Raw genomic sequence first — 20,114 nt, 5'->3', positions numbered from 1 at the left:
TGCCCTACTGGATGGGTTCGTCGCCGAGCACGGTCGTGCGCAGCATCTCGCGCGGCGAGGCGGGGTCGTAGGGGGCCGCGCGGTGCAGCACGCCGCGGTTGTCCCAGATGACGGTGTCCCCCACCGACCAGTGGTGGCTGTACACCTTGTCCGATAAGGTGGCGCGCTCGAGCAACTCCGCAAGCAGCGCTCGGCCCTCATCGAGATCCATGCCCACCACGTAGTCGGCCGACGCGCCCAACACCAACGATTTGCGGCCGCTGCGATGCGTCCACACCAGCGGGTGTTCATGGGTGCGCCGGGATCGCCAGCGGGCCACCTGTTCTGGCGAGGCGTCAGGGTGGGCGCGCCGCTGAGAGGCCTCCAGCGAATGCACGACGCGCAGCGGCCCCAGGCGATCCTTCTCTTCGTCGGTCAGTTCGTTGTAGGCGGCATAGGAGTTGGCGAATTCGGTTTCGCCACCCCACTCGGCCACCTGCATCGCCGACAGGACGGTGGCCTTCTGCGGGCATTCCTCGTCGAGCGGCGTGCATCCATCGATGTGCCAGTCGAACGTGGCCTTCAAGATTTCCGCCGAGGAGTTCTTGGCCGGGTTCAGTGAGATGGGATAGATGCCGGCGACCGGGTGATGGCCGTCGGCGGAGTGATCGACCTCGCCCAGTAGACGGCAGAAACTGACCTGGTCCTCTGGATCGAGCTGCAGACCGCGGAAGACCAGAACTCCGTTGTCCTCCAACGCATCCAGGACTGCCTCACCGACCGGGTCGTCGGAAGCCAGGCGGCCGGGATCGAGGCCGGTGACTTCCGCGCCGACGGACGCGGTGAGCTTGTTGATGGTGAGCAGACTCATGGCCTGTCCTTCCTGATCGATGCCCGCTCAGGGCATCGGCTCGACGGTGCGGATCATGACCGCGTCGGCGGCACTGACGGGCGCGGGTTGGTGCATGATCTCCACCGCCATCGCGACCATGATCAACGAATAGATCATGTGCAGCAGGTTCAGCGCGTCGTCCGGCAGGTTGTCGAGCGGGAACTTGTCGCAGTATTCGATGGCATCTTCGAGCCGCGGGAAGAACGCGTCGTAGAACTCGTGCATCTCGGGCATCGTGCTGGAGATTCGGGCGTTCCAGCGTTCGGTTTCGGTGGCCAGACACCACCTTTGGGCGTACTTTTCCAATTCGGCGAATGCGCTGGGCAGCATGGCGTCTGACATGGGTTCACACTCCTGCCGAAGCAGATTCGCGCTGGAACGCGTCGACCCAGTCGGTGACGACCTTGTGCAGGTGGCGTACCAGGATTTCTTGGTCGTTGAGTGGAAATTCATCGACGATTCCGTATTCCAGTGCGGCCTGCGTGCCACCGAGCATCCCCGCGTCCTGCAGCGCGAACTCCTTGAGCACCACCGACGCCACTTCGTGTTCGATGCGTTCGCGCACACTGCTGGCGGGGTGGAAGTACGTATACGCCTCGAAGCGGTGCGTGTTGTGCGAGGTGGGCCAGTACCGATACAGCAGATACCAGCCGCCGTAGATCAAGATCTCGATGTTGGGGAAGATCTGGAAATTGCTGATGCCCCAGGGCTCGATGCCGCCCGGGTTGAGGCCAGGGGGCAGCGGGCCGAGATCCGGTGTGCGCCAAGGGCCGACCAGTCCGCTCTGGGTAACCCGCTCGATCGGGTACATGTACTCCGGGGGCAGCAGCCAGCGCCGACGCCCGGCGGTCGACACCAACCGGTGCGGACCGTCGAGCTGGAAATGCCCACAGGTGAACCCGGCATTGGGGTCCCGCACGTCAGGGGGCACTTGTTGCGGATGCAGCGAAGGTACGTGGTAATACTCCTGGAAAGCGTCGGCGAAGATCTTCCAGTTGCTGTTGTTGTGTGCCACCCACTCGTAGCGTTCGGTCAATTTGTCGAAGGGGTACCCGTCGAGGCCCGTGACCATGGGCCCGAGGAATTCTCGCAGGGTCTGCCGCGGTTCGGGATCGAAGTTGATGAAAACGAACCCGTTCCAGACGTCACAGGGCACGGGCCGCAGCCCGTACTCCGACAGGTCGAGGTCGAAGAATTCGCCTTCCTGCTGCACGAATTTCAGGGCGCCCTCGAGATCGTAGCGCCATCCGTGGTATTTGCAGGTGAATTGGCGGCAGGTGCCTCGCGTTTCCTGATTGGGAAAGTCGTTCCACACCAGCTTGTTTCCCCGGTGACGGCAGACGTTGTAGAAGGCGCGGATGCGCTCGTCTCGCCCCTTCACCACGATGACCGACGTGCCGATTACCTCGAGCTCTTTGGTCAGGTAGCTGCCCGCGCGGGGCAGCTCCTCGGCCCGCGCGACGTTCAACCAGGCACGTTTGAAGATCGCCTCGCGTTCGAGTTCGTAGAACTCCGGCGACGTGGAGTCGCTGAACGACACCGGACCGGTACCCAGGTCGGGATAGTGTTCGGTCCAGGAGCCCTCAGCGGGCCGTCCTGATCGCGTCATCTGCACCTCCTGATCGCCGTCACATCACCGCTCCACCGTTGACGCCCAACACCTGCCCGGTGATGAATCGGGCCTCCTCCGAACACAGGAACCCCACCGCCGCGGCAACGTCCGCCCCCGTGCCCAGGTATCCCAGCGGGATGTTGGCGGCAATCTGCTCGTTGGAGGGCAGATAGCCGGCGGCCTGACCCTGATGCTGCATCGGTGTTTCGATGCCCGACGGCGGGACGTTGTTGATTGTGATCCCGTACGACGCGTACTCGCGCGCAAGCGACTTGGTCAAGGTGATCACCCCGCCCTTGGAAGCCGCGTAGTGGGCTGCGAACGGTGAGCCGCGCTGAGCGCTCGACGACGAAATCATCACGATCCTGCCCCAGTTGGCGTCGACCATGTCGGGCAACGCGATCTGGCAGCAATGAAACGTGCCGGTCAGATTGACGTCGATGATCCGCGCCCATGATTCGGCGGTGATCTCGGCGAAGGCGGAAAAATCGAACTGTCCGGCGCTGGTCACCAACACCGTGACCGCACCGAGCTCGCTGCGGACCTTGGCGAAAGCCTGCTCTAACGCCGGCCGGTCGGTGACATCGGCGCTTACGCCGATCGCGGTGACGCCATCGGCGCGGAGGTCTTCGGTAACGCGTTGCGAGGCTTGCTCGTTGACGTCGAGGACCGCGATCTTGTGGCCGCGCCGGCCCAGTTCGTGGCAGGTGGCCTCGCCCATGCCCGAGGCGCCGCCCGTCACCACGGCCACCCGGCTCATCGCGTCCGCTCCATTTGGTTTGCTCTCCCGTCCATTCACTCGTAGACGACGTGCACCGTGCGGCTGGTCGGCAGCGCCTGGCAGGTGAGCACCCAGCCGTCGTCAACCTCGTCCTCGTCCAGCGCGTCGTTGTTGAGCATCCGGGCGCTCCCCTGCGTCAGCCTAGCCATACACGTTGCGCAGGAACCGGTTTCACACGAGGACGGCGCGGCCAGACCCGCCATCCGGGCGGTCTGCAACAAGGTATCGCCCGCACTGTAGGGCACCGTGGTGGCGCGCCGGTCCAGCACTATGGTCACTTCCTCGGTCACGACCCCGTCGCTGTTGCGCGGCCCCGCCCCGGCGGCCGCAGTGGGTTCTGACATCCCCCCGACAATATCAACTACTTGTCATTAATATCAAGTACTAGAGATGTCCCGATGACCTTCATGTCAGTCCTGGACGCGGTCGTTGAAAAGCTCATGGCCGGTGCCCTTTTCGACAACGCGGCCCAGCAGTTCACGCAGAGTCTGCTGCTCCTGCTTGCTGAGGACGCCGAACACCTCCTCGTGGGCGGCGATCGCGTCGTTGACGACCGTCGCGGCGACGTCGCGCCCCTCGCCTGTGAGGTAGGCCTGCAGAATGCGGCCGTGCTGGGGATCGCGCTTTCGTTCCACCAGGCCACGGCGCTCCAGCGCGGTCAGCGCGAGCTGAACCCCCTGCGGGCTGATCAACAGGCGGCGGGCCAGTTCGGCGCCGGAAAGGCCGGGCTCATTGGCGAGTTGGCGCAGCACACCGATCTGGGCGGTGCTGACACCGTGCACTCGCATGGCGTCGTTGATGGTGGTCAGCGAGTAATAGAAAGCCTGCTTGAGCAACCACAGGATGTTATCGGTGAGTTCCATGGTTGCCTCCCTGTTTGAAAACCTCGCCGCCCTTCATGACAAACGGCACCTCGAGCGTGGCGTCGATGTCCAGCGCGGGATCGCCGGGCACGGCGATGATGTCGGCGAGGTAGCCAGGCGCCAGCCGGCCCAGCTCGTCGTCGGCATCGATGAGCTCTGCGGCCACGAGCGTGGCCGACCGGATCGCCTGCATGGGCGTCATACCGCGCTTCACGAGCGCGCCAAGCTCCTTGGCGTTGTGGCCGTGCGGAATCGCCGGTGCGTCGGTGCCGCACGCGATCCGCACTCCGGCGGCAATCGCTTTCGGCAGCATGGCTTTTGCCCGCGGGAACACCTCTTCGGCTTTCTTGCGCAGCTCCGGTGCGATCCGGTCGACCGCCATCGCCTCGGTCAGATACGTGGTAGAGACCAGGAAGGTACCGTGGTCGACCATCATCTGGATGGTCTCGTCGCTGGCCAGGAATCCGTGTTCGATGCAGTCGATGCCGGCCCGGATGCATGCCTGGATCGCGCTGTCACCGACGGCGTGCGCGGCCACCCGCACGCCCGCCCGGTGGGCTTCGTCGGCGATCGCGGCGAATTCGGCGTCTGAGTACTGCTGGGCTCCCGGGGCCGTGCTGTGGGACATCACCCCGCCGGAGGCCGACACCTTGATCAGCTTCGCCCCGTGGCGAATTTGGTAACGGACACAGGCGATCACGTCCGGGACACCGTTGGCGATGCCCTCGGCCACCGACAGCGGCATGATGCCGGGCGCGAGCCGCTGGAAAACGGTCGGATCCAGGTGCCCGCCGTAAGGGGTGACGGCATGGCCGGCGGGATAGATGCGGGGCCCGGCGTGCCAGCCCTGGTCGATGGCACGCTGCAGCGCCACGTCGAGCAGGTAACCGCCGGTCTTCACCATCAGTCCCAGGTTGCGCACGGTGGTGAAACCCGCATCCAGGGTGGTGCGCGCGTTGACGGCACCACGCAAGGTGCGATAGGCCGGGTCGTCCTGGACACCGTGCATCGGCGACGGCAAGCCCTCTGGACCACCGGGACCGCCGATCAGCAGGTTGAGTTCCATATCCATCAGGCCCGGCAGCAGCGTCACGTCGCCCAGGTCGATGACTGTGGCCCATTCCGGCACGCCGCCTTCGGGATTGATGGCGGCGATGCGCTCACCCTCGACCACCACCACGGCCGGTGAGTGGACCTGGCCGTCGACCACGTCACACCACCGCGCCGCCCGCAGGACGGTGGTCATGGAACGGGCTCGGACACGCAATCCAGCGTGGACGCTCCGGAGTCGGGCACCCGGGGTTGCTTCCAGCACTCCACCGGAAACGACACCATGATCATCGAATACATCAGGCGCATGAGATTCAGCACGTCTTCGGGCAGGTCGTCGAGGGAGAATTTGTCGCAGTACGCGAGGGCCTCTTCCGCGCGGGGCGTGATCGCGTCGTAAAAGGCCTTCATCTCCGGCATGGTGCTCGCCAGTCTCTTGGCGTAGCGCTCCGGTTCGGAAGGCAGGCACCAGTCCGCGAATTGCTCCAGGTCGGCGAATTCGCCTGGCAGCATGGGAGACATCGCGGTCACACCCCCGCCGTAGCCGTGCGACGATACCGATCGATCCACGCCGCGGTCTCTTTGTGCAGATGCCGGATCAGGATTTCCTGATCGCAGAGCAGGAACCGGTCGAGGACCCGGGATTCGATCATGCTTTGAGTCGCCTCCAGCGTGTTCGCGTCCTGCAGGCCGTATTCCTTGAACGAGACAGCCGCAAGTTCCTGGGCGACGCGTTCGCGCGGCGTGCGCGGCTGCGGGAAATACAGCGTGCCCTCGAAGAGGTGGGAGTTGTAGGAGGTTGGCCAGTAGTGGTACGTCAGATACCAACCCTGGCCCCAGAACAGGATTACGAAGTTGGGGAAGAGCTGGAAGGAGTCCAGCCCCCACGGATCGCATTTCGCCGGGTTCAGCCCGTCGGGCATCTCCGGAAGATCCGGCTTGTCCCAGGGACCGAATAGGCCGCTCTGGCAGATGTCCTCGATCGGCTTGCGCATCTCCGCCGCCATCTCCCACGCCCGCACGCCCGACGTGCTCACCAGTCGATGCGGGCCTTCCAATCGATAGTGCGGGGCCTCAAAACCGGCCTCGGCGGCCGCCTTTGAGTAAGCGGTTGGCGACTGGTTCGCGTGTAACACGGGGGCGTGATAGAACTCCTGGAACGCGTCCATGTAGAGCTTCCAGTTCGCCTTGACCTCCGAGCGGTAGTGCCAGCGCGAGGTCATCCGGTCGAACGGATACCCCTCCAGCGCGGTGACCATCGGCCCGAGGAACTCCCGCAGCGGCTGTTCGGGCTGCTTGGCGAAGTTGACGAAGATGAAGCCTTCCCAGACCTCGCAATGCACCGGCACCAACCCGTAGCGGCTCTTGTCGAGGTCGAAAAACTCCCCCTCCTGCTGCACGAACGTCAGGTTGCCGTCCAGGTCGTACCGCCAGGCGTGGTATTTGCAGGTGAATTGGCGGCACACACCGCTGGTCTCCTCGAGCGGCATGTCGTTCCACACCAGCTTGTTCCCGCGGTGCCGACACACGTTGTGATACGCCTTGATTTCCCCGGATCTGGTGCGCACCAGGATGATCGAGGTGTTGACTGCCTTGAGCTCCTTGGTGAAGTAAGTACCCGTACGCGAAAGCTGTTCAATGCGGCCAACATTGAGCCAGGCGCGCTTGAAGATGGCCTCTCGTTCCAACTCGTGGATTTCCGGGCTGATGGAATCGTCATACGAGACCGGTCCGGTTCCCAGCTCGGGATAATGCTGCGTCCAGCTGCCCTCCGGCGGCTTGGGGAATCGAGCCATGAACGCTCCTATCCGATCCGATGTCACACGGGCCGCCCCACGCCCGGTTCACTCCGAATGGCCGCGCAGCCACCGGTTTCAGTGATTTCGCAGGACCTCGTCAGGGCCGACGGTATATGCTCCACGACATAATCGCAAGTAGTTGATATTGCCGATGGGAGTCTTTCGATGGAGCAAGACCTTGGGTTGCGGATCGCGCCGGGCCGCTCGGTGCTGTCGCACGGTGAGGTATTCGAGGTCATATCCCCACACACCGAGGACCCCATCGCCCATGTGGCCGCTGCCGGAGCCGCGGACGTCGAAACGGCCGTCAGCGCCGCGCGCGCCGCCGCCGACTCGGGGGCCTGGAGCCGCACCGGCCCTGCCGACCGGATCGCTGTGATCCGGCGACTCGCCGACGTCTACGACCAGCGGCGCGCGGAGATGGCCGCCCTCATCACGGCCGAGATCGGCGCTCCGATCTCCTTCGCTCAGCGCGCCCAAGTCGGCCTGCCCGCGATGATGATGCGCGCATTCTGCGACCTGGCCGAGCGCCACACCTGGAAGGAGTCGCGCCGCGGCTTCTTCGGAGCCGATGTGCACGTTTACAAGGAGCCTGTTGGCGTCGTCGCCGCGATCGTGCCGTGGAACATGCCCCAGTTCCTCATCGCCACCAAACTGGTGCCCGCGCTGCTCGCCGGCTGCGCGGTGGTACTCAAGCCCGCACCCGAATCACCCTTGGACGCATTGCTTTTGGCGCAGATTCTCGATGACATCGACCTGCCGCCCGGCGTGGTCAGTGTCCTGCCCGGCGACAGCGCCGTCGGTGAACTTCTGGTATCGCACCCCGGGGTGGACAAAGTGTCGTTCACGGGATCGACGGCCGCGGGGCGGGCGGTGGCGGGCGCCTGCGCCGCGAACCTCACAAAGGTTAGTCTCGAGCTCGGCGGCAAATCGGCCGCCATCATCCTCGATGACGCCGCACCGGAAGCGGTCGCAGCGGGCGTGCGATCGGCCAGCCTGTCGAACAGCGGGCAGATCTGCAACGCCCTGACCCGCGTGCTGGTTCCCCGGCACCGCCACGACGAATACGTCGATGCTCTCGCCGCCGAAATGGCCTCCCTGCGGGTCGGCGATCCCAGCGATCCGGCCACCCAGCTCGGTCCGCTGGTGTCCCGCCGGCAACAGCAGCGCGTCCGCGAGTACATCCGGATCGGCCAGGACGAAGGGGCGCAGCTTGTCACTGGCGGAGCCGAGATGCCTGACGGGCTCGACCGCGGCTGGTACGTCGCGCCGACCCTGTTCGCTTCCGCCGATAACGGCATGCGCATCGCCCGTGAAGAGATTTTCGGCCCCGTGCTCACCGTCATCCCGTATCGCGATGACGACGATGCGGTGGCGATGACCAACGACTCCGACTACGGCCTGGCCGGATCGGTATGGACGGCTGACACCGACCGGGCTCTGTCCATCGCCGCCCGGGTCCGCAGCGGCACCCTCGGGATCAACCAGGGCTACACCATGGACCCGTTCGCCCCGTTCGGCGGCGTCAAGGGCAGCGGCTACGGCCGCGAACTGGGACCCGAGGGAATCGACAGCTACCTGGAGATGAAATCCATAGCGGTTTCCTGATCGTCGTCAGCCGCACCGAAACCGATCGTCAACCCGCCGACGGCGCCGAGGCCCGTTCCATTTCACGGGCGCGCTTGAGCATGCTTTTTGCGGCCCGCATCGACAACGCGGGCGAGAGCCGCTCAAGGTACCAAAAGACCTTCCACCATGCGGGCACCACGATGATCGCGTCTCCGCGCAACACGGCGCGAAGGGCGCGCTCGGCGAATTTCTCCGGCGCCAGCGGGCGCATCAGCTCCCACATTTTCAGGATTTCCTCGTTGCTGATGCCTGCTAATTCCGTCCGTCCGTACTTGCCGCCGGTAAGGATCGGGGTCCGGATCACTCCGGGACAGAGCACCGAGACCTGCACCCCGTGGCGCTCGGCCTCTAGCCGTAACGATTTCGACAACGCGACGACGGCGTGTTTGGTGGCGGTGTAGCTTGCCTGGCCCGCGGTTGTCATGAGACCGGCCATGGAGGCCGTGTTCACGATATGCCCGGAGTGCTGCCGGATCATGATCGGATACACCGCTTGGATACCGTGCACGACACCGCGCAGGTTCACGTCGAAGACGTCGTTCCAATCGTCGAGCGTGTACTTGTCGACCTCACCGGCGACTCCGATGCCGGCATTGTTGAACAGGTAGTCGATCCGCCCGGACTGCTGCACCGCCTCGGCGACGGCGCGCTCAAACGATGGGTAGTCGCGCACATCGAGTTCGATCGCGTGCGCCTTACCACCGCCGCTGTTGAGGCGTTGTGCGAACTCCCGCGCAGGGCCGATCTGCCGATCGGCGATCCAGACCTCGGCGTGCCCGTCGACCAGCGCGGTGGTCAATGCCGCGCCGATGCCGGACGCGCCGCCGGTGACGAATGCAACCTTCCCGGACATGCTCGCTGCCATTTCAGCAGCCTAATCCCTGAATCGCGGCTGGTAGAGCGGATCGTGACAACGAAGCCGCCGAGGCGACCCACGTCTCTGTGAACCATGTGTCGGCCGGAATCGCCGGTTTCTCGGATACACAACGTGCCCGCGGTAACCTCATTCTCATAGCGCGCAACGCGCCAGGGAAGGGGACGAATCGCTCATGACCGACCTTGGCGACGACGTCGAAGTGACGCGCGGCGACCGCTTCATCAAGACGGCGGTCGAGATATTGGGCGAGACGGGACGCACCGACTTCACCGTGCAGGAGGTCGTCGCCCGCTCCAAAACGTCGTTGCGCGCCTTTTACCAGCATTTCAGCAGCAAGGACGAGCTGCTGCTCGCGCTGTTCGACCGGACCATCGCCCAATCGGTGCAAACCTGGCGCACCGAGACCGACGGGTTGGACAGCACCGCGGCGCTGAAGCTGGTGATCGATCGCGTCAGCCAGCAACCGGAATCGAGCACCCAAGACAGCCTCAATCGCGCACTGACCCTCTACAACCAACATCTGGCCGAGACCCGTCCACGCGACTACGCCCGGGTGCTCTCACCCTTGCATCGACTCATTCGCGACATCGTGGGGCAGGGCATCACCGAGGGCGTCTTCAACCCGGGAGTGGACGTCGGGGCGGCGGCCGCCATCGTCATGCAGACGGTGATGGGGGCACAGCGATTGCATTGGCTGGGAACGGAATTGAACGGAGCTCCGGTCGACGTCGGTCAACTGTATGACTTCTGCAGTCGCGCCCTGGGTATCCGGGACGGCGAAGAAGAATCGAGCACGCCGTCGCTGAGCGAACTTTTCGCGCAGATCGGCATGCGGCCGGGAACCCGCGATGGCGAATTCGCGATGACCATGCCGGTCAGCCCGGCCGTCGTCAACACGTCCGGGGCACTGCAGGGCGGCCTGATCGCGACGCTCGTCGATGTAGCGGGCGGACAATTCGGGCTGGACTACCTGCAGTCGGACACCACGATGACGACGGCGGACCTCTTCATTCGGTACCTGCGCCCGATCCGCCAGGGCTCCGCCTTCGCGGTCCCCCGGATGCTGCGGGCCGGGCGACGGGCGATGGTGATGCAGGTGGACATCTACGGCGAGGCCGGCGACGAGCTCGCCGCGACCGCGACGGTGAATTTCGCCGTCATCAACGGGACGACGCCGGAGCTTCCCAACTGGCCAGACGCTTAGCCGGGGCTACGAGCGTCACGCCAGCGTGGCAGTTGCCATCGAACGTCACGCCAGCGTGACGGCCAGCGCGACGACCGGGCCCCGGTGGCGCTACACGCGGCGGGACCAAAGTGGTAACGTCATTACCACCTACCGAGAACCCGAGTACTTCCGCAAGGAGATCGCCATGCCGTCTCGCGAACTTTCCTTCCCCGTTTTCGACGCGGACAACCACATGTACGAGCCGCAGGAGGCACTGACCAAGTTCCTCCCGGAGAAGCGCAAGAACGTCATCGACTACGTGCAGGTGCGCGGCCGCACCAAGATCGTGGTACGCGGCCACATCAGCGAGTACATCCCGAACCCGACCTTCGAGAAGGTCGCCAAGCCGGGCGCCCAGGAGGACTACTTCCGCAACGGCGCGCAGGGCAAGAGCTACCGGGAGATCCTGGGCGAGCCGATGAAGGCCATCCCCGCCTTCCGCGAGCCGGGCGCGCGGCTGGAGGTCATGGACGAGCTGGGCATCGACTACGCCCTGATGTTCCCGACCCTGGCCAGCCTGGTCGAGGAGCGCATGAAGGACGACCCGGAGATGACCCACGACGTCATCCACGCGCTGAACCAGTGGATGCACGAGCAATGGTCGTTCAACTACAAGGACCGCATCTTCGCCACCCCGGTGATCACGCTGCCGATCGTCGACCGCGCGCTAGAAGAGCTTCAGTGGTGCCTGGAGCGCGGCGCGCGCACCGTGCTGGTCCGCCCAGCGCCGGTGCCCGGCTACAAGGGCAGCCGGTCGTTCGGCCTCGAGGAGTTCGACCCGTTCTGGCAGGCCTGCATCAAGGCCGAGATTCCGGTCTCGATGCACGCTTCGGACAGTGGCTACTCGGAGTTCGCGAACGTGTGGGAGCCGGGCGACGAGTTCCTGCCTTTCAAGCCGACCGCGTTCCGGAGCTTCGCGATGGGCCACCGGCCGATCCTGGACGCGATGGGTGCGCTGGTCTGCCACGGCGCGCTCTCCCGCAATCCCGAGCTGCGGATCTTGTCGATCGAAAACGGCGCCGACTGGGTGCCGGACCTTTTCAAGGGCCTCAAGGGCGTCTACAAGAAGATGCCGCAGTCGTTCAGCGAGGATCCCATCGAGGCGTTCAAGCGCTGCGTCTACATCACCCCGTTCTGGGAGGACCGGTTCACCGAGATCGTCAAGATGGTGGGTACCGACCGGGTGCTGTTCGGCTCGGACTGGCCGCATCCCGAAGGCCTGAAGGACCCCATCTCCTTCGTCGACGAGCTCGCCGACTTCGACGAGGCCGACGTCGCAAAGATCATGGGCGGCAACCTGATGAAGCTGATGAAGGTGTCGGCGCCGGCGAAGAAACCCGTCTCGGCCTAGGGCGCTGGCCGGAACCTACTCCGATGCCCGGTGCCGTCGCGGGCCCGACCTGCTAAGCGCACACGAAAGAACTACATCGCCTCCTTGATCCCTCGTCGGATCAGCCAGACATTCGCCGGCCAGGCCGTTGCGAACCCGATGATCATCCCGATCTGCATCAGGAACCAGTACGCGGCCGAATCGGGATGCAGGGGCGACGGAAAGAGAGCGAACGACATCACGGCCATCCAGCCGAACAGGCCAACTTCAAATGCGGTGAGCGACAAGACGTCAGCCTTTGCCGCCGCGAGCATGCCTTTCCGGAAGCTCAGCCCGCGCATCGGGGCGATCGCGAAATACTGGAACAGGACACCCAACGCCAGGGCGGCGGCATAGTCGCCGATGTATTCGGGCAACAAGGCGCGCCCAAGCAGCTCCAAGCCGAGTGCGAAGACAGCGAATTCGGCGATGATGTCGCCGAGCGTGCATCCCGCGCCACAGTGACTTACCCCGATGGCGGTGGTAGCCCAATCCGGCTTATCGGGCGGTCGGTCGAGGTCGTGCTCGCGTAACCAGCGACGGCTGTTCGGACGGCCGTAGCGCCAATACATCCACAGCGCTACCGGCCCGAAATAGAGCGCGGTAACCGGCCAGACGGCCTCCATGATGCCCATCCGCTGTCGGTATCCGCGGGCGTAGATGTCGCCGAGAATTACGGCCGCCACTGTGAAGCCCAAAGCCAACGAGACCCATGAGACGGCGGTCAACCAGGTAGGTGGAACCATTATGAATCACCTCGCAGCGGGGTTGTCGTTTGCGTCCTGTCGGGACCGCCGAAGACCGAGACCACCCCTTTGGTCTCGAATAGCGCCAAGTGGACATCGGCAGCGGTTCGGTGACCGTGCTGGCGCAGGATCACATCCATGTCCTCGTGAGTCAGTCTGCAACGCAGCAGGTTCCGCTCGTCGAGTTGGCCATCACGGATGAGCACCCGTACCGGCGGATCGACGAGTCTGCGCACCCATGGAATGAACCGCAGGCGCGCGACAATGTCGTGCGCGGCGATCAGGGTGAGCAGCGCGGCCGCTCCGGTCAGCCACGAGGTGCCGGCGGCCGTCGCTGTGCGACCGACGATGGCACCCACCGCGACGGCGGTGACCCAGTCGAATGGCGTGAACTCAGCGATCGTGCGCCGCAGCGTCAGCCGGAAAGCCGCGGCGGCGGTGAGGAACAGTGCTAACGCCTTGACGGCCGCGTACAGCGCCGGCCGCCACCCGTTGTACAGCTCGAGTAATAGGTCGTGCATCACGATCACCCGTTTCACTCTCGATCGGTGCGCACATAACAGAACCACGTCAGGATCGCGAACCCGATGTAGCACCCGAGGAAGATCCATAAGGCCGGCGTCTCGGTGCGAGCGGTCAGGTAGGACTGCCGCAACACAATGTCGATGGCGAATCCACCGAACGCGCCGATCGAGTCGGCGAACCCAACCATCGCTCCCCCAACGTTTTTCGACCACTGCTTGCGGTCGTCGTCACTGAGATCGAGCGACCTACTGCGGGCCTCGAATACCGAGGGGATCATCTTGTATATTGATCCGTTGCCGGCCCCGGCTAGAAGGAACAGGCAGACGAAGCCGACGCCGTAACAGACTATCGACGTGGCGGTGAGGCGGCCGCCGTTGTTGTCCTCGAGCGTGCTGGCGAAGACGAGTAATCCGGCGGCGAGACTCATACCGCCGAAGACGGTCAACGTCACCCGGCCACCGCCTAAACGGTCGGCGAGCTTGCCCCCGTAGACCCGCGCCACTGACCCCAACAGCGGTCCCACAAAAGCGATTTGGGCCGCATGTAACGAAGCGTGGGCGGAGCTTTGCCCCGCTTCGGTGAATTTCATGTGCAGCACTTGGCTCAGCGCGAAGGAGAATCCGATGAATGAACCGAAGGTGCCAACGTAGAGCAGCGAGAGGAGCCACGAGTCGCGCTGCTTGATCATCTTTTTCATGGCAACGAAATTGACCCGGTACTCCTTGATGTTGTCCATGAACATGAAGGCGCCGATGCTGGTCGCGGTCAGCAGCACCATGTAGAGCCCCGACACCCAGTACGGCTGCCGGTGGCCGGCCACCGCGATCACCAGCAGGCCTACCAGCTGGATCGCCGGCACACCGATGTTGCCGCCGCCCGCGTTGAGCCCCAGCGCCCACCCCTTGAGCCGCTGCGGATAGAAGGCGTTGACATTGGTCATGGACGCGGAAAAGTTGCCGCCGCCGAGCCCGGTCAGCGCCGCACACACCAGATATGGCCACAGCGGCAGGCCTGGATTGGCCAGCAGGACGATCGTGCCCGCGGTGGGTATCAACAGCACCAGAGTGGAAACCACCGTGAAGTTGCGCCCACCGAAGATGCCGATCGCGGCCGTGTAGGGAATGCGCATCAGCGCACCCATTAGCGTATTGACGGCGACCAGGAGGAACTTGTCGCTTGCCGAAAACCCGTAGACCGATTCGGGCATGAAGAGCACCAGTACCGACCACAATGACCAGACGCCGAAGGCCACGTGGTCGGTCGCGATCGACCATGCCATGTTTCGGTGCGCGACGGCTTTGTTGCCGTCCTCCCAGGCCTTGGTGTCTTCCGGGTTCCAGTGCAGGATGTCGTGTGAGCGGGCCATGTTGACCGCGTGCCCGGCCGCGCCTCTGGCAAACCCCACACACCGAATGATTGGCTGTGACTTACCTATTAAGTCGTTGTGAGGTGACCAAGCTATCCCATCCTCATCGGGCCCGGCCTTTGCAGCGGGCTGCTGGCGTGCCGAAGAGTCGGTACCCTTCGCCGGTGTCGATCTGCGGGTCCACCCCCTCCTGGAAGAGGATGATGATGTCCGAGCCGCCGAATTGGAAGTAGCCGAACTCGTCGCCCTTTGCCATTTGTGTGTTTTCGACTGCGGTCAGCGTCACCGACGATACGTGCGCCATACCAACCGGAATCACCGCGACGACACCGATGTCGCCGCAGTCGGAAGCCGACGTGTCGATGGTGACCACGCCGCGGTTCTGAAAGAACTCGTAACCGGTGGTTGCGCTATCGCTGGACTTGAACTCGTGGCCGTCGAGAGACACCTGCATGAATACCTGTCCGCTGATGAGGAAGGTCTCTTTCACCAGGCCAGAGACGGGCAGGTGGTAACGGTGATACGAGTTGGGCTTCAGCATGTAGTGCACAAACGTCCCTCCGCCGAAGCTCTCGCTGTATGCGCTACCCTCAATGAGCTGCTTAATATTCCCAAAAGTGTTGACGCCTTTGAGGGTTACCGGCGGGATGTTGGAGTCGGTGTCGATGTCGTAGGCGTGCTGGAAGACGCAGTCGGCGGGAGAGGTCACCACCAAATTGCTGCCGGGTTCGGCGATCGGGCGCAGTCCCCCGTTCAATTCACGACCGAAGAACTGGTTGAACGTCAACCAACCGCTGGGCATGTTGGGCTTTCCGTCGACCAGCGACTCATGCACCCGATACTCGGGCGCGAAATCGATGAAGGACTGCAGGATCTCCGGGCTGAACGAATCAGCGGTGTCCAAGAAGCTGCCCCACTGCCGCGAGAACTCGGTCATCCAGTCGCGAAAGACCTTGGAGCCCTGCGGCGCGGCCCCGTCCACCCCCTGGTCAACGAGGAAGAAGAAGTGTGCTGTCCGGTCGCTGACCTCTTGGGCCTGTCGTTCAGCGGGGTCGGCCCCTTGCCATGCCTCCGCATCGGACTGGCGGGGCACCCATCTGACGAAGCTCTTCAGATACTCCTCGTACTCATCCAGGTTGGCCGGCCACTCCAGCGCGGCGAACAACTCCGGCCGCAACTCGGCCTCGGCCGATTCGCGAGCCTGCTTCAACGACCGCTCGAGGAGGTCCGCCAGTCCCTGTTCCTTCTCGATGACATCGCGCAGCTTTCGGATGATCGCATCAGGATCGCTCATCTCACTTCTCCCACGGTCATTCCCGACATGTTTCGTTCGTGAGGCGTACCCCCTCAAAGCCGAGATAACACAGGCCGCCGTGCGGCGGTCAGGCCAAGGGGACCGGCGAGCGAGTCCTTTTCCGGATTGCATTCGACCGTGATGGGTAGTCGGCGGTTGTGGTCGGGCTCATAGCTGAGCGATGATTCAAACGTAAAGAAGGCCCTGGCATGGCGATTCGACTGAGTAGCATCAACGTCTCCCCTGACGCGTTCGCAGCGGTGATGGCGACCGGAATCCTCTCCACCGCCGCCAAGGATCATCAGTACACGTCAACCAGCAACGCGCTCAGTGTGATCGCGCTGCTGGCTTGGGCGGTCTTGGTAGCACTTGCGGTGGTGCTCGCCACGGCCAAACGCCGGCTACTTCCCTGGGGCTTGGCGGAGCTCGAGAATTCGCTGCCCCTGTTCACTTTCGTTGCCGCATGCGCCGTGCTGTGCAACCGGCTTTCGTCCGCCCACCCGCTGATACTTCCGGTTCTTGGCGCCATTGCCGGTTCGGCTTGGCTGGGCCTGGCTCTATCCAGCCTGCGCAACCTGGCAACGCAGCGCTTGACTGCGTCGCGCGACCAGGTCCACGGCGCATGGTTATTGTTCAGCGTAGCCACGTCCGGCCTGGCAATCGTGGCCGCCAAGCTCGCAAGCAGTACCGGGCACGGTCAATGGTTGATAGCCGCGGTGGTTACGTGGGTTTTGGCACTGGCCATCTACATCGCGATGACCGCATTGATTGTGTGGCGCGCCGTCGACGAGCGGCTGGACCGTGAAGGATTCCAGCCTGACACTTGGATTTTGATGGGCGCGCTTGCCATCGCCGTGGTGGCTGGCCACGAAATTCACGTCCAAGCTCCAAACTGGCTGGCGGCGGGTGTGTTTGCGATCATGCTGACGGCGTGGGCAGCGGCAACGTTGTGGATACCGCCGTTGATCTATTTCGGTTTGCACCGCGTCGAGCAGCGGCCCAAGCTTTTGCGATTCACCGGCTCGTGGTGGACGCTCGTGTTCCCGCTGGGGATGTATTCGGTGGCCATCAACATGATCGCCAGCGAGGCTAATATGCGATCGCTGCACACCGTTGCACTAGTGTTCTTCTGGGACGCGCTGTTGGCCTGGTCGATAGTGGCGATCGCCGGTTTATTGCGCATCCCGCGAGCCCTCGCCGGTGCGCGCCAATAACGGCGCGCCGCCCCCGCCAAGTGGTTGTCCGGAGCCGTATTCGTCCGGGCCTGCGTCCGTTACGAACCCGGCAGCGTCACCCTGGGCTTTCCGTTCTTCACGTGTACCGCGTGCGTACCCGGTTTTTTTCGCAGTTCGTCCAGTAAGCCATCAAGGTGGTCGGGATCGGTGTGCCAATGCTGCACACTTTCCGGGTTCTCCGCCATGTCAGCCACAACGCGTTGCAAGTTTTCAGGCGAATCACTGTCTTTGAGACTTGCACCGTCTTTGGCCGAGCGGTCACGCCCCTTGCCGCCGGCGCCCGCCGCGGCCCTGGGCAGTGCGGCGCCGAGCGCGCCTCCGACCATGCCTGCCGCAGCCAACCCGCTGAAAAAGCTGCCCTCGCTCACCACGGCCGCGCCGATGGCGCTCTCCGAAGTGCCCGACAACACCGCGGCGACAGTCCTGATCGCGGGAGTGGCCACGGCCCAACTCGGTGGAACCGCTAGCCCTCCCACTAGGCCGGCCTGACCGACAGCCGCCGACACGGTCGTTCCCAATGCCGTTCCCGCCGAACCCAACCCGGTCGCGAGACTTGGGGTCGCGGCCTTGACCGCGACCGTCAGGTCACCCAGATGCCGCGCCCCGATCACCAAACCCATGATGGTGCTGATCATTACGTCATTGGCCGGCAGGACCGCCTTGGGTATCAGCTCCACGTTACCGGCGAGCTTCGCCAGCGGGGAAGAGTTCAGGCTGCTGAGAAAGCTCGCCAATGACGAGGACGGCGGCGGATCCACCGCCGCCGGAGCCGCAAGGCTTCGCAGCGCGGTGGGAGTCGCGGATGTCAGCTGGGACAAGGCGGACTGAGTGTTCGTTCCGGCTGAGGTGCCGACGCCCTGGTTCACGGCGGCGGTCTGCGCCGCGGTGCCGGCCGGGTTTGTATTTTGCGCGGGCGAATCGAACGGCGTTACCGCGGAGGCCGCCGCGGATTGGCCGGCGTAGCCGTACATTGCTGCGGCATCACGGGCCCACATGCCGGCGTATCGTGCCTCGTTTGCGGCGATAGCCGCGGTGTTCTGACCGAGTGTGTTCGTGGCAATGAGCGACTCGAGCTCGGCGCGGTTCGTTTCGATCACCGGCGGCGGTACGGTGGCCGCGAAGGCGGCCTCGTAAGCCGCCGCCGCCGCCCTGGCTTGGTTTCCCGTCTGTTCGGCTTGCGCTGCGGTGGCGTTCAACCACGCGGCGTATGGCGCGGCAGCGGCCGCCATGCTCGCCGATGCCGGACCCAGCCATGCGGTGGTCAGCCCCGAGATCACTGACGAATAGGAGGCTGCGGTCGAACGCAGTTCGGCGGCCAGCCCATCCCACGCCGCGCCGGCGGCCAGCATCGATCCCGATCCTGGGCCGGCATACATGCGCGCGGAATTGATCTCCGGTGGCAATGTCCCGTAATCCATTGCTAGCCTCCTTGATTCGCCGGGAGTGCGCTGGCGGTTTCAGCCGCTGATGGTGACGTCGCGCCGTTCGTCATCATTCGCCGGCCTCGTGGATCACAAAGATGTTCGCCGTGGTGGCCTCGCCGGCGGCGGGGGTGGCGCTCCCCATGCCGGCGGAACGGGCTGCCGCCCCGCCGGTTCCGGCCACGGCGCGGCCGGCCAACCCGGACAGGGCCATGTTGCCGACGAGGGTGCCCTGGCCGTCGGCGACAAGCGCCGCCGGGGCCGCAGCCAGGCTGCTCTGGGGCAATGTCGCGGCAACCGCCTTGATCTCGGGGGCGGCCGTTGCCCAGCCTTGCGGCACGGACAATCCGCCCACCACGCCCGCGCGGCCAATGCCCGCCGACACGGGCGCGCTGACCATGCGCGGCACTCCTACAGTGGTTGCCTTGGCCAGTGCTTTGGAGTAATTCTCCGCCGACCTGGTCAAGTTCGCGGCGGCCTGCGGGAGCAGATAACTTTGCGTGCCAAGGAGATAAGGAACACCGGGAATGGTGAACAACGACAATGGTGACAGCGGCCCGGTGATGAACCCGTCGAGCGCCGAAGCAAGGGATGGCGGATCGGCAGCCGCGGCGGGCGCCGCGGATTGCATGGGCGCGGCGAGGGTTTGCAGCGCCTCGGGCGTCGCGGCTAACAATTGCGGCAGGTGCGTCGCCTGGGCGCCGGCCGCCGTGCCGGTGGCTTGGCTGACCGCCGCAGCCTGCCCCGCGACGCCGGCCGGGTCGGTTGTCTGCGGCGGCGGCTGAAAAGGCGCCACCTGCGCAGCCGCCGCCGAGGAGCCGGCGTAGCCGTACATGGCGGCCGCATCCTGCGCCCACATCTCCAGGTACTCGGCCTGGGTGGCCATGATCGCCGGGGTGTTCTGCCCGAGAAAGTTCGTCGCGATCAGCGCCAGCAGCCGAGCACGGTTCGCCGCCACCGACGCCGGCGGCACGGTCGCCGCAAACGCGGTCTCGAACGCGGCGGCCGCGGCCCGCGCCTGGGCTGCCGTCAGCTCGGCCTGGCCGGCTGTAGTGCTCATCCACGCCGTGTAGGGCGCGGCCGCGGCCGCCATCGCCATCGACGCCGGACCCCGCCACCCGGCCGTCAACCCGGAGACAACCGAGGTGTGATTCGCCGCCGTGGCGTGCAGCTGCGCTGCCACGTCGTCCCATGCCACCGCCGCCGCCAACATTGGTCCGGCACCCGGGCCCGTATACATGCGAGTCGAGTTGATTTCCGGCGGAAGCACGCCGAAATCTATTGCCACACAATACCTCCTACCCAGGCCCGCAAATCGATCCACAATCCACCCCAAGCGCGGTGCATTGCTTCTTATCCCTCGGCGACTTCCCGGTTTGGACGTTTATACGCTGGGAGTGGGCGTACCGAATCCTGTCGATATCCTGAAAACAATTACTATGCGCAACTGT

At 64.6% G+C, this 20,114-nt stretch carries 19 protein-coding genes and 1 pseudogene; 4 read left to right on the top strand and 16 right to left on the bottom strand.

Annotation, left to right across the window (positions count from 1 at the left end):
• Positions 1-4: 4 nt before the first annotated feature.
• The 9 genes and pseudogenes from A5750_RS02300 to A5750_RS02260 all read right to left on the bottom strand — a co-directional run bounded on the left by A5750_RS02300 (position 5) and on the right by A5750_RS02260 (position 6,973).
• Positions 5-850, bottom strand: coding sequence for a TauD/TfdA family dioxygenase (locus A5750_RS02300; protein WP_067260974.1), 846 nt, complete (start codon positions 848-850; stop codon positions 5-7).
• Between the two features lie 27 nt (positions 851-877).
• On the bottom strand, positions 878-1,213 hold the full coding sequence (locus tag A5750_RS02295; protein WP_066958654.1) for a hypothetical protein: 336 nt from the start codon (positions 1,211-1,213) through the stop codon (positions 878-880).
• A gap of 4 nt (positions 1,214-1,217) precedes the next feature.
• On the bottom strand, positions 1,218-2,480 hold the full coding sequence (locus tag A5750_RS02290; protein ID WP_066958718.1) for an aromatic ring-hydroxylating dioxygenase subunit alpha: 1,263 nt from the start codon (positions 2,478-2,480) through the stop codon (positions 1,218-1,220).
• Between the two features lie 19 nt (positions 2,481-2,499).
• Positions 2,500-3,243, bottom strand: a complete 744-nt coding sequence (locus tag A5750_RS02285; RefSeq protein ID WP_066958656.1) for an SDR family NAD(P)-dependent oxidoreductase — start codon at positions 3,241-3,243, stop codon at positions 2,500-2,502.
• A 35-nt stretch (positions 3,244-3,278) separates the two neighbouring features.
• Positions 3,279-3,551, bottom strand: a pseudogene (locus A5750_RS02280) (2Fe-2S iron-sulfur cluster-binding protein); the annotation flags it as partial.
• A gap of 123 nt (positions 3,552-3,674) precedes the next feature.
• Complete coding sequence (locus A5750_RS02275; protein WP_066958660.1) at positions 3,675-4,127, bottom strand: MarR family winged helix-turn-helix transcriptional regulator; 453 nt, start codon at positions 4,125-4,127, stop codon at positions 3,675-3,677.
• Entirely contained in the window at positions 4,111-5,373 is a 1,263-nt protein-coding gene (locus A5750_RS02270) for an amidohydrolase family protein (protein WP_066958662.1), read from the bottom strand. Before A5750_RS02270 ends, A5750_RS02275 begins: the two co-directional genes overlap by 17 nt.
• Positions 5,370-5,708 (bottom strand): hypothetical protein, encoded by a 339-nt coding sequence (locus A5750_RS02265; RefSeq protein ID WP_197505329.1) that lies wholly within the window; start codon positions 5,706-5,708, stop codon positions 5,370-5,372. Before A5750_RS02265 ends, A5750_RS02270 begins: the two co-directional genes overlap by 4 nt.
• On the bottom strand, positions 5,705-6,973 hold the full coding sequence (locus tag A5750_RS02260; protein ID WP_066958664.1) for an aromatic ring-hydroxylating dioxygenase subunit alpha: 1,269 nt from the start codon (positions 6,971-6,973) through the stop codon (positions 5,705-5,707). The genes A5750_RS02265 and A5750_RS02260 overlap by 4 nt, the downstream gene beginning before the upstream one ends.
• A 168-nt stretch (positions 6,974-7,141) precedes the next feature.
• On the opposite strand from A5750_RS02260, the gene A5750_RS02255 reads away from it, so the two are divergent.
• Positions 7,142-8,584 carry an aldehyde dehydrogenase gene (locus tag A5750_RS02255; protein ID WP_082959020.1) on the top strand — a complete coding sequence of 481 codons (1,443 nt, stop codon included), beginning with the start codon at positions 7,142-7,144 and terminating at the stop codon, positions 8,582-8,584.
• A gap of 28 nt (positions 8,585-8,612) precedes the next feature.
• Here A5750_RS02255 and A5750_RS02250 read toward each other — a convergent pair whose 3' ends face one another.
• Entirely contained in the window at positions 8,613-9,470 is an 858-nt protein-coding gene (locus A5750_RS02250) for an SDR family oxidoreductase (RefSeq protein WP_067260972.1), read from the bottom strand.
• Positions 9,471-9,654: 184 nt separating this feature from the next.
• On the opposite strand from A5750_RS02250, the gene A5750_RS02245 reads away from it, so the two are divergent.
• Complete coding sequence (locus tag A5750_RS02245) at positions 9,655-10,686, top strand: hotdog fold thioesterase (protein WP_066957149.1); 1,032 nt, start codon at positions 9,655-9,657, stop codon at positions 10,684-10,686.
• Between the two features lie 166 nt (positions 10,687-10,852).
• Entirely contained in the window at positions 10,853-12,058 is a 1,206-nt protein-coding gene (locus tag A5750_RS02240; protein WP_066957282.1) for an amidohydrolase family protein, read from the top strand.
• A 71-nt stretch (positions 12,059-12,129) separates the two neighbouring features.
• Here the strand turns inward: A5750_RS02240 and A5750_RS02235 are convergent, their stop codons facing one another.
• The 4 genes from A5750_RS02235 to A5750_RS02220 all read right to left on the bottom strand — a co-directional run bounded on the left by A5750_RS02235 (position 12,130) and on the right by A5750_RS02220 (position 16,007).
• Positions 12,130-12,711, bottom strand: coding sequence for a DUF4396 domain-containing protein (locus tag A5750_RS02235; RefSeq protein WP_231989103.1), 582 nt, complete (start codon positions 12,709-12,711; stop codon positions 12,130-12,132).
• 110 nt (positions 12,712-12,821) lie between these two features.
• On the bottom strand, positions 12,822-13,361 hold the full coding sequence (locus tag A5750_RS02230) for a DUF421 domain-containing protein (RefSeq protein ID WP_231989102.1): 540 nt from the start codon (positions 13,359-13,361) through the stop codon (positions 12,822-12,824).
• Positions 13,358-14,713, bottom strand: coding sequence for a NarK/NasA family nitrate transporter (locus A5750_RS02225; RefSeq protein WP_066957284.1), 1,356 nt, complete (start codon positions 14,711-14,713; stop codon positions 13,358-13,360). The genes A5750_RS02230 and A5750_RS02225 overlap by 4 nt, the downstream gene beginning before the upstream one ends.
• Before the next feature lie 103 nt (positions 14,714-14,816).
• Positions 14,817-16,007: a phosphatidylserine decarboxylase gene (locus A5750_RS02220; protein ID WP_066957155.1), complete on the bottom strand. Its 1,191-nt coding sequence runs from the start codon at positions 16,005-16,007 to the stop codon at positions 14,817-14,819.
• Positions 16,008-16,216: 209 nt separating this feature from the next.
• Here A5750_RS02220 and A5750_RS02215 point away from each other — a divergent pair, with 209 nt between their 5' ends.
• Positions 16,217-17,221, top strand: coding sequence for a tellurite resistance/C4-dicarboxylate transporter family protein (locus A5750_RS02215; protein ID WP_066957158.1), 1,005 nt, complete (start codon positions 16,217-16,219; stop codon positions 17,219-17,221).
• 59 nt (positions 17,222-17,280) lie between these two features.
• On the opposite strand, the gene A5750_RS02210 is transcribed toward A5750_RS02215, so the two are convergent.
• Both A5750_RS02210 and A5750_RS02205 read right to left on the bottom strand, forming a co-directional pair.
• Positions 17,281-18,660, bottom strand: coding sequence for a PPE family protein (locus A5750_RS02210; RefSeq protein ID WP_066957161.1), 1,380 nt, complete (start codon positions 18,658-18,660; stop codon positions 17,281-17,283).
• A gap of 73 nt (positions 18,661-18,733) precedes the next feature.
• On the bottom strand, positions 18,734-19,945 hold the full coding sequence (locus A5750_RS02205; RefSeq protein WP_066957288.1) for a PPE family protein: 1,212 nt from the start codon (positions 19,943-19,945) through the stop codon (positions 18,734-18,736).
• Positions 19,946-20,114: the final 169 nt, after the last annotated feature.

It is taken from the genome of Mycobacterium sp. 852002-51613_SCH5001154, assembly GCF_001667425.1.
Lineage (GTDB): Bacteria > Actinomycetota > Actinomycetes > Mycobacteriales > Mycobacteriaceae > Mycobacterium.
The sequence above is the reverse complement of the archived record's forward strand: the minus strand, read 5'-3'. Positions and strand labels throughout refer to the sequence as shown.

What these genes read in the sequence shown, in the direction of transcription:
- A5750_RS02235 (WP_231989103.1), bottom strand. Translation starts at nt 12,711, where the DNA reads ATGGGCATCATGGAGGCCGTCTGGCCGGTTACCGCGCTCTATTTCGGG.
- A5750_RS02215 (WP_066957158.1), top strand. Translation starts at nt 16,217, where the DNA reads ATGGCGATTCGACTGAGTAGCATCAACGTCTCCCCTGACGCGTTCGCA.
- A5750_RS02285 (WP_066958656.1), bottom strand. Translation starts at nt 3,243, where the DNA reads ATGAGCCGGGTGGCCGTGGTGACGGGCGGCGCCTCGGGCATGGGCGAG.
- A5750_RS02240 (WP_066957282.1), top strand. Translation starts at nt 10,853, where the DNA reads ATGCCGTCTCGCGAACTTTCCTTCCCCGTTTTCGACGCGGACAACCAC.
- A5750_RS02295 (WP_066958654.1), bottom strand. Translation starts at nt 1,213, where the DNA reads ATGTCAGACGCCATGCTGCCCAGCGCATTCGCCGAATTGGAAAAGTAC.
- A5750_RS02290 (WP_066958718.1), bottom strand. Translation starts at nt 2,480, where the DNA reads ATGACGCGATCAGGACGGCCCGCTGAGGGCTCCTGGACCGAACACTAT.
- A5750_RS02255 (WP_082959020.1), top strand. Translation starts at nt 7,142, where the DNA reads ATGGAGCAAGACCTTGGGTTGCGGATCGCGCCGGGCCGCTCGGTGCTG.
- A5750_RS02210 (WP_066957161.1), bottom strand. Translation starts at nt 18,660, where the DNA reads ATGGATTACGGGACATTGCCACCGGAGATCAATTCCGCGCGCATGTAT.
- A5750_RS02245 (WP_066957149.1), top strand. Translation starts at nt 9,655, where the DNA reads ATGACCGACCTTGGCGACGACGTCGAAGTGACGCGCGGCGACCGCTTC.
- A5750_RS02270 (WP_066958662.1), bottom strand. Translation starts at nt 5,373, where the DNA reads ATGACCACCGTCCTGCGGGCGGCGCGGTGGTGTGACGTGGTCGACGGC.
- A5750_RS02225 (WP_066957284.1), bottom strand. Translation starts at nt 14,713, where the DNA reads ATGGCCCGCTCACACGACATCCTGCACTGGAACCCGGAAGACACCAAG.
- A5750_RS02275 (WP_066958660.1), bottom strand. Translation starts at nt 4,127, where the DNA reads ATGGAACTCACCGATAACATCCTGTGGTTGCTCAAGCAGGCTTTCTAT.
- A5750_RS02300 (WP_067260974.1), bottom strand. Translation starts at nt 850, where the DNA reads ATGAGTCTGCTCACCATCAACAAGCTCACCGCGTCCGTCGGCGCGGAA.
- A5750_RS02220 (WP_066957155.1), bottom strand. Translation starts at nt 16,007, where the DNA reads ATGAGCGATCCTGATGCGATCATCCGAAAGCTGCGCGATGTCATCGAG.
- A5750_RS02260 (WP_066958664.1), bottom strand. Translation starts at nt 6,973, where the DNA reads ATGGCTCGATTCCCCAAGCCGCCGGAGGGCAGCTGGACGCAGCATTAT.
- A5750_RS02250 (WP_067260972.1), bottom strand. Translation starts at nt 9,470, where the DNA reads ATGGCAGCGAGCATGTCCGGGAAGGTTGCATTCGTCACCGGCGGCGCG.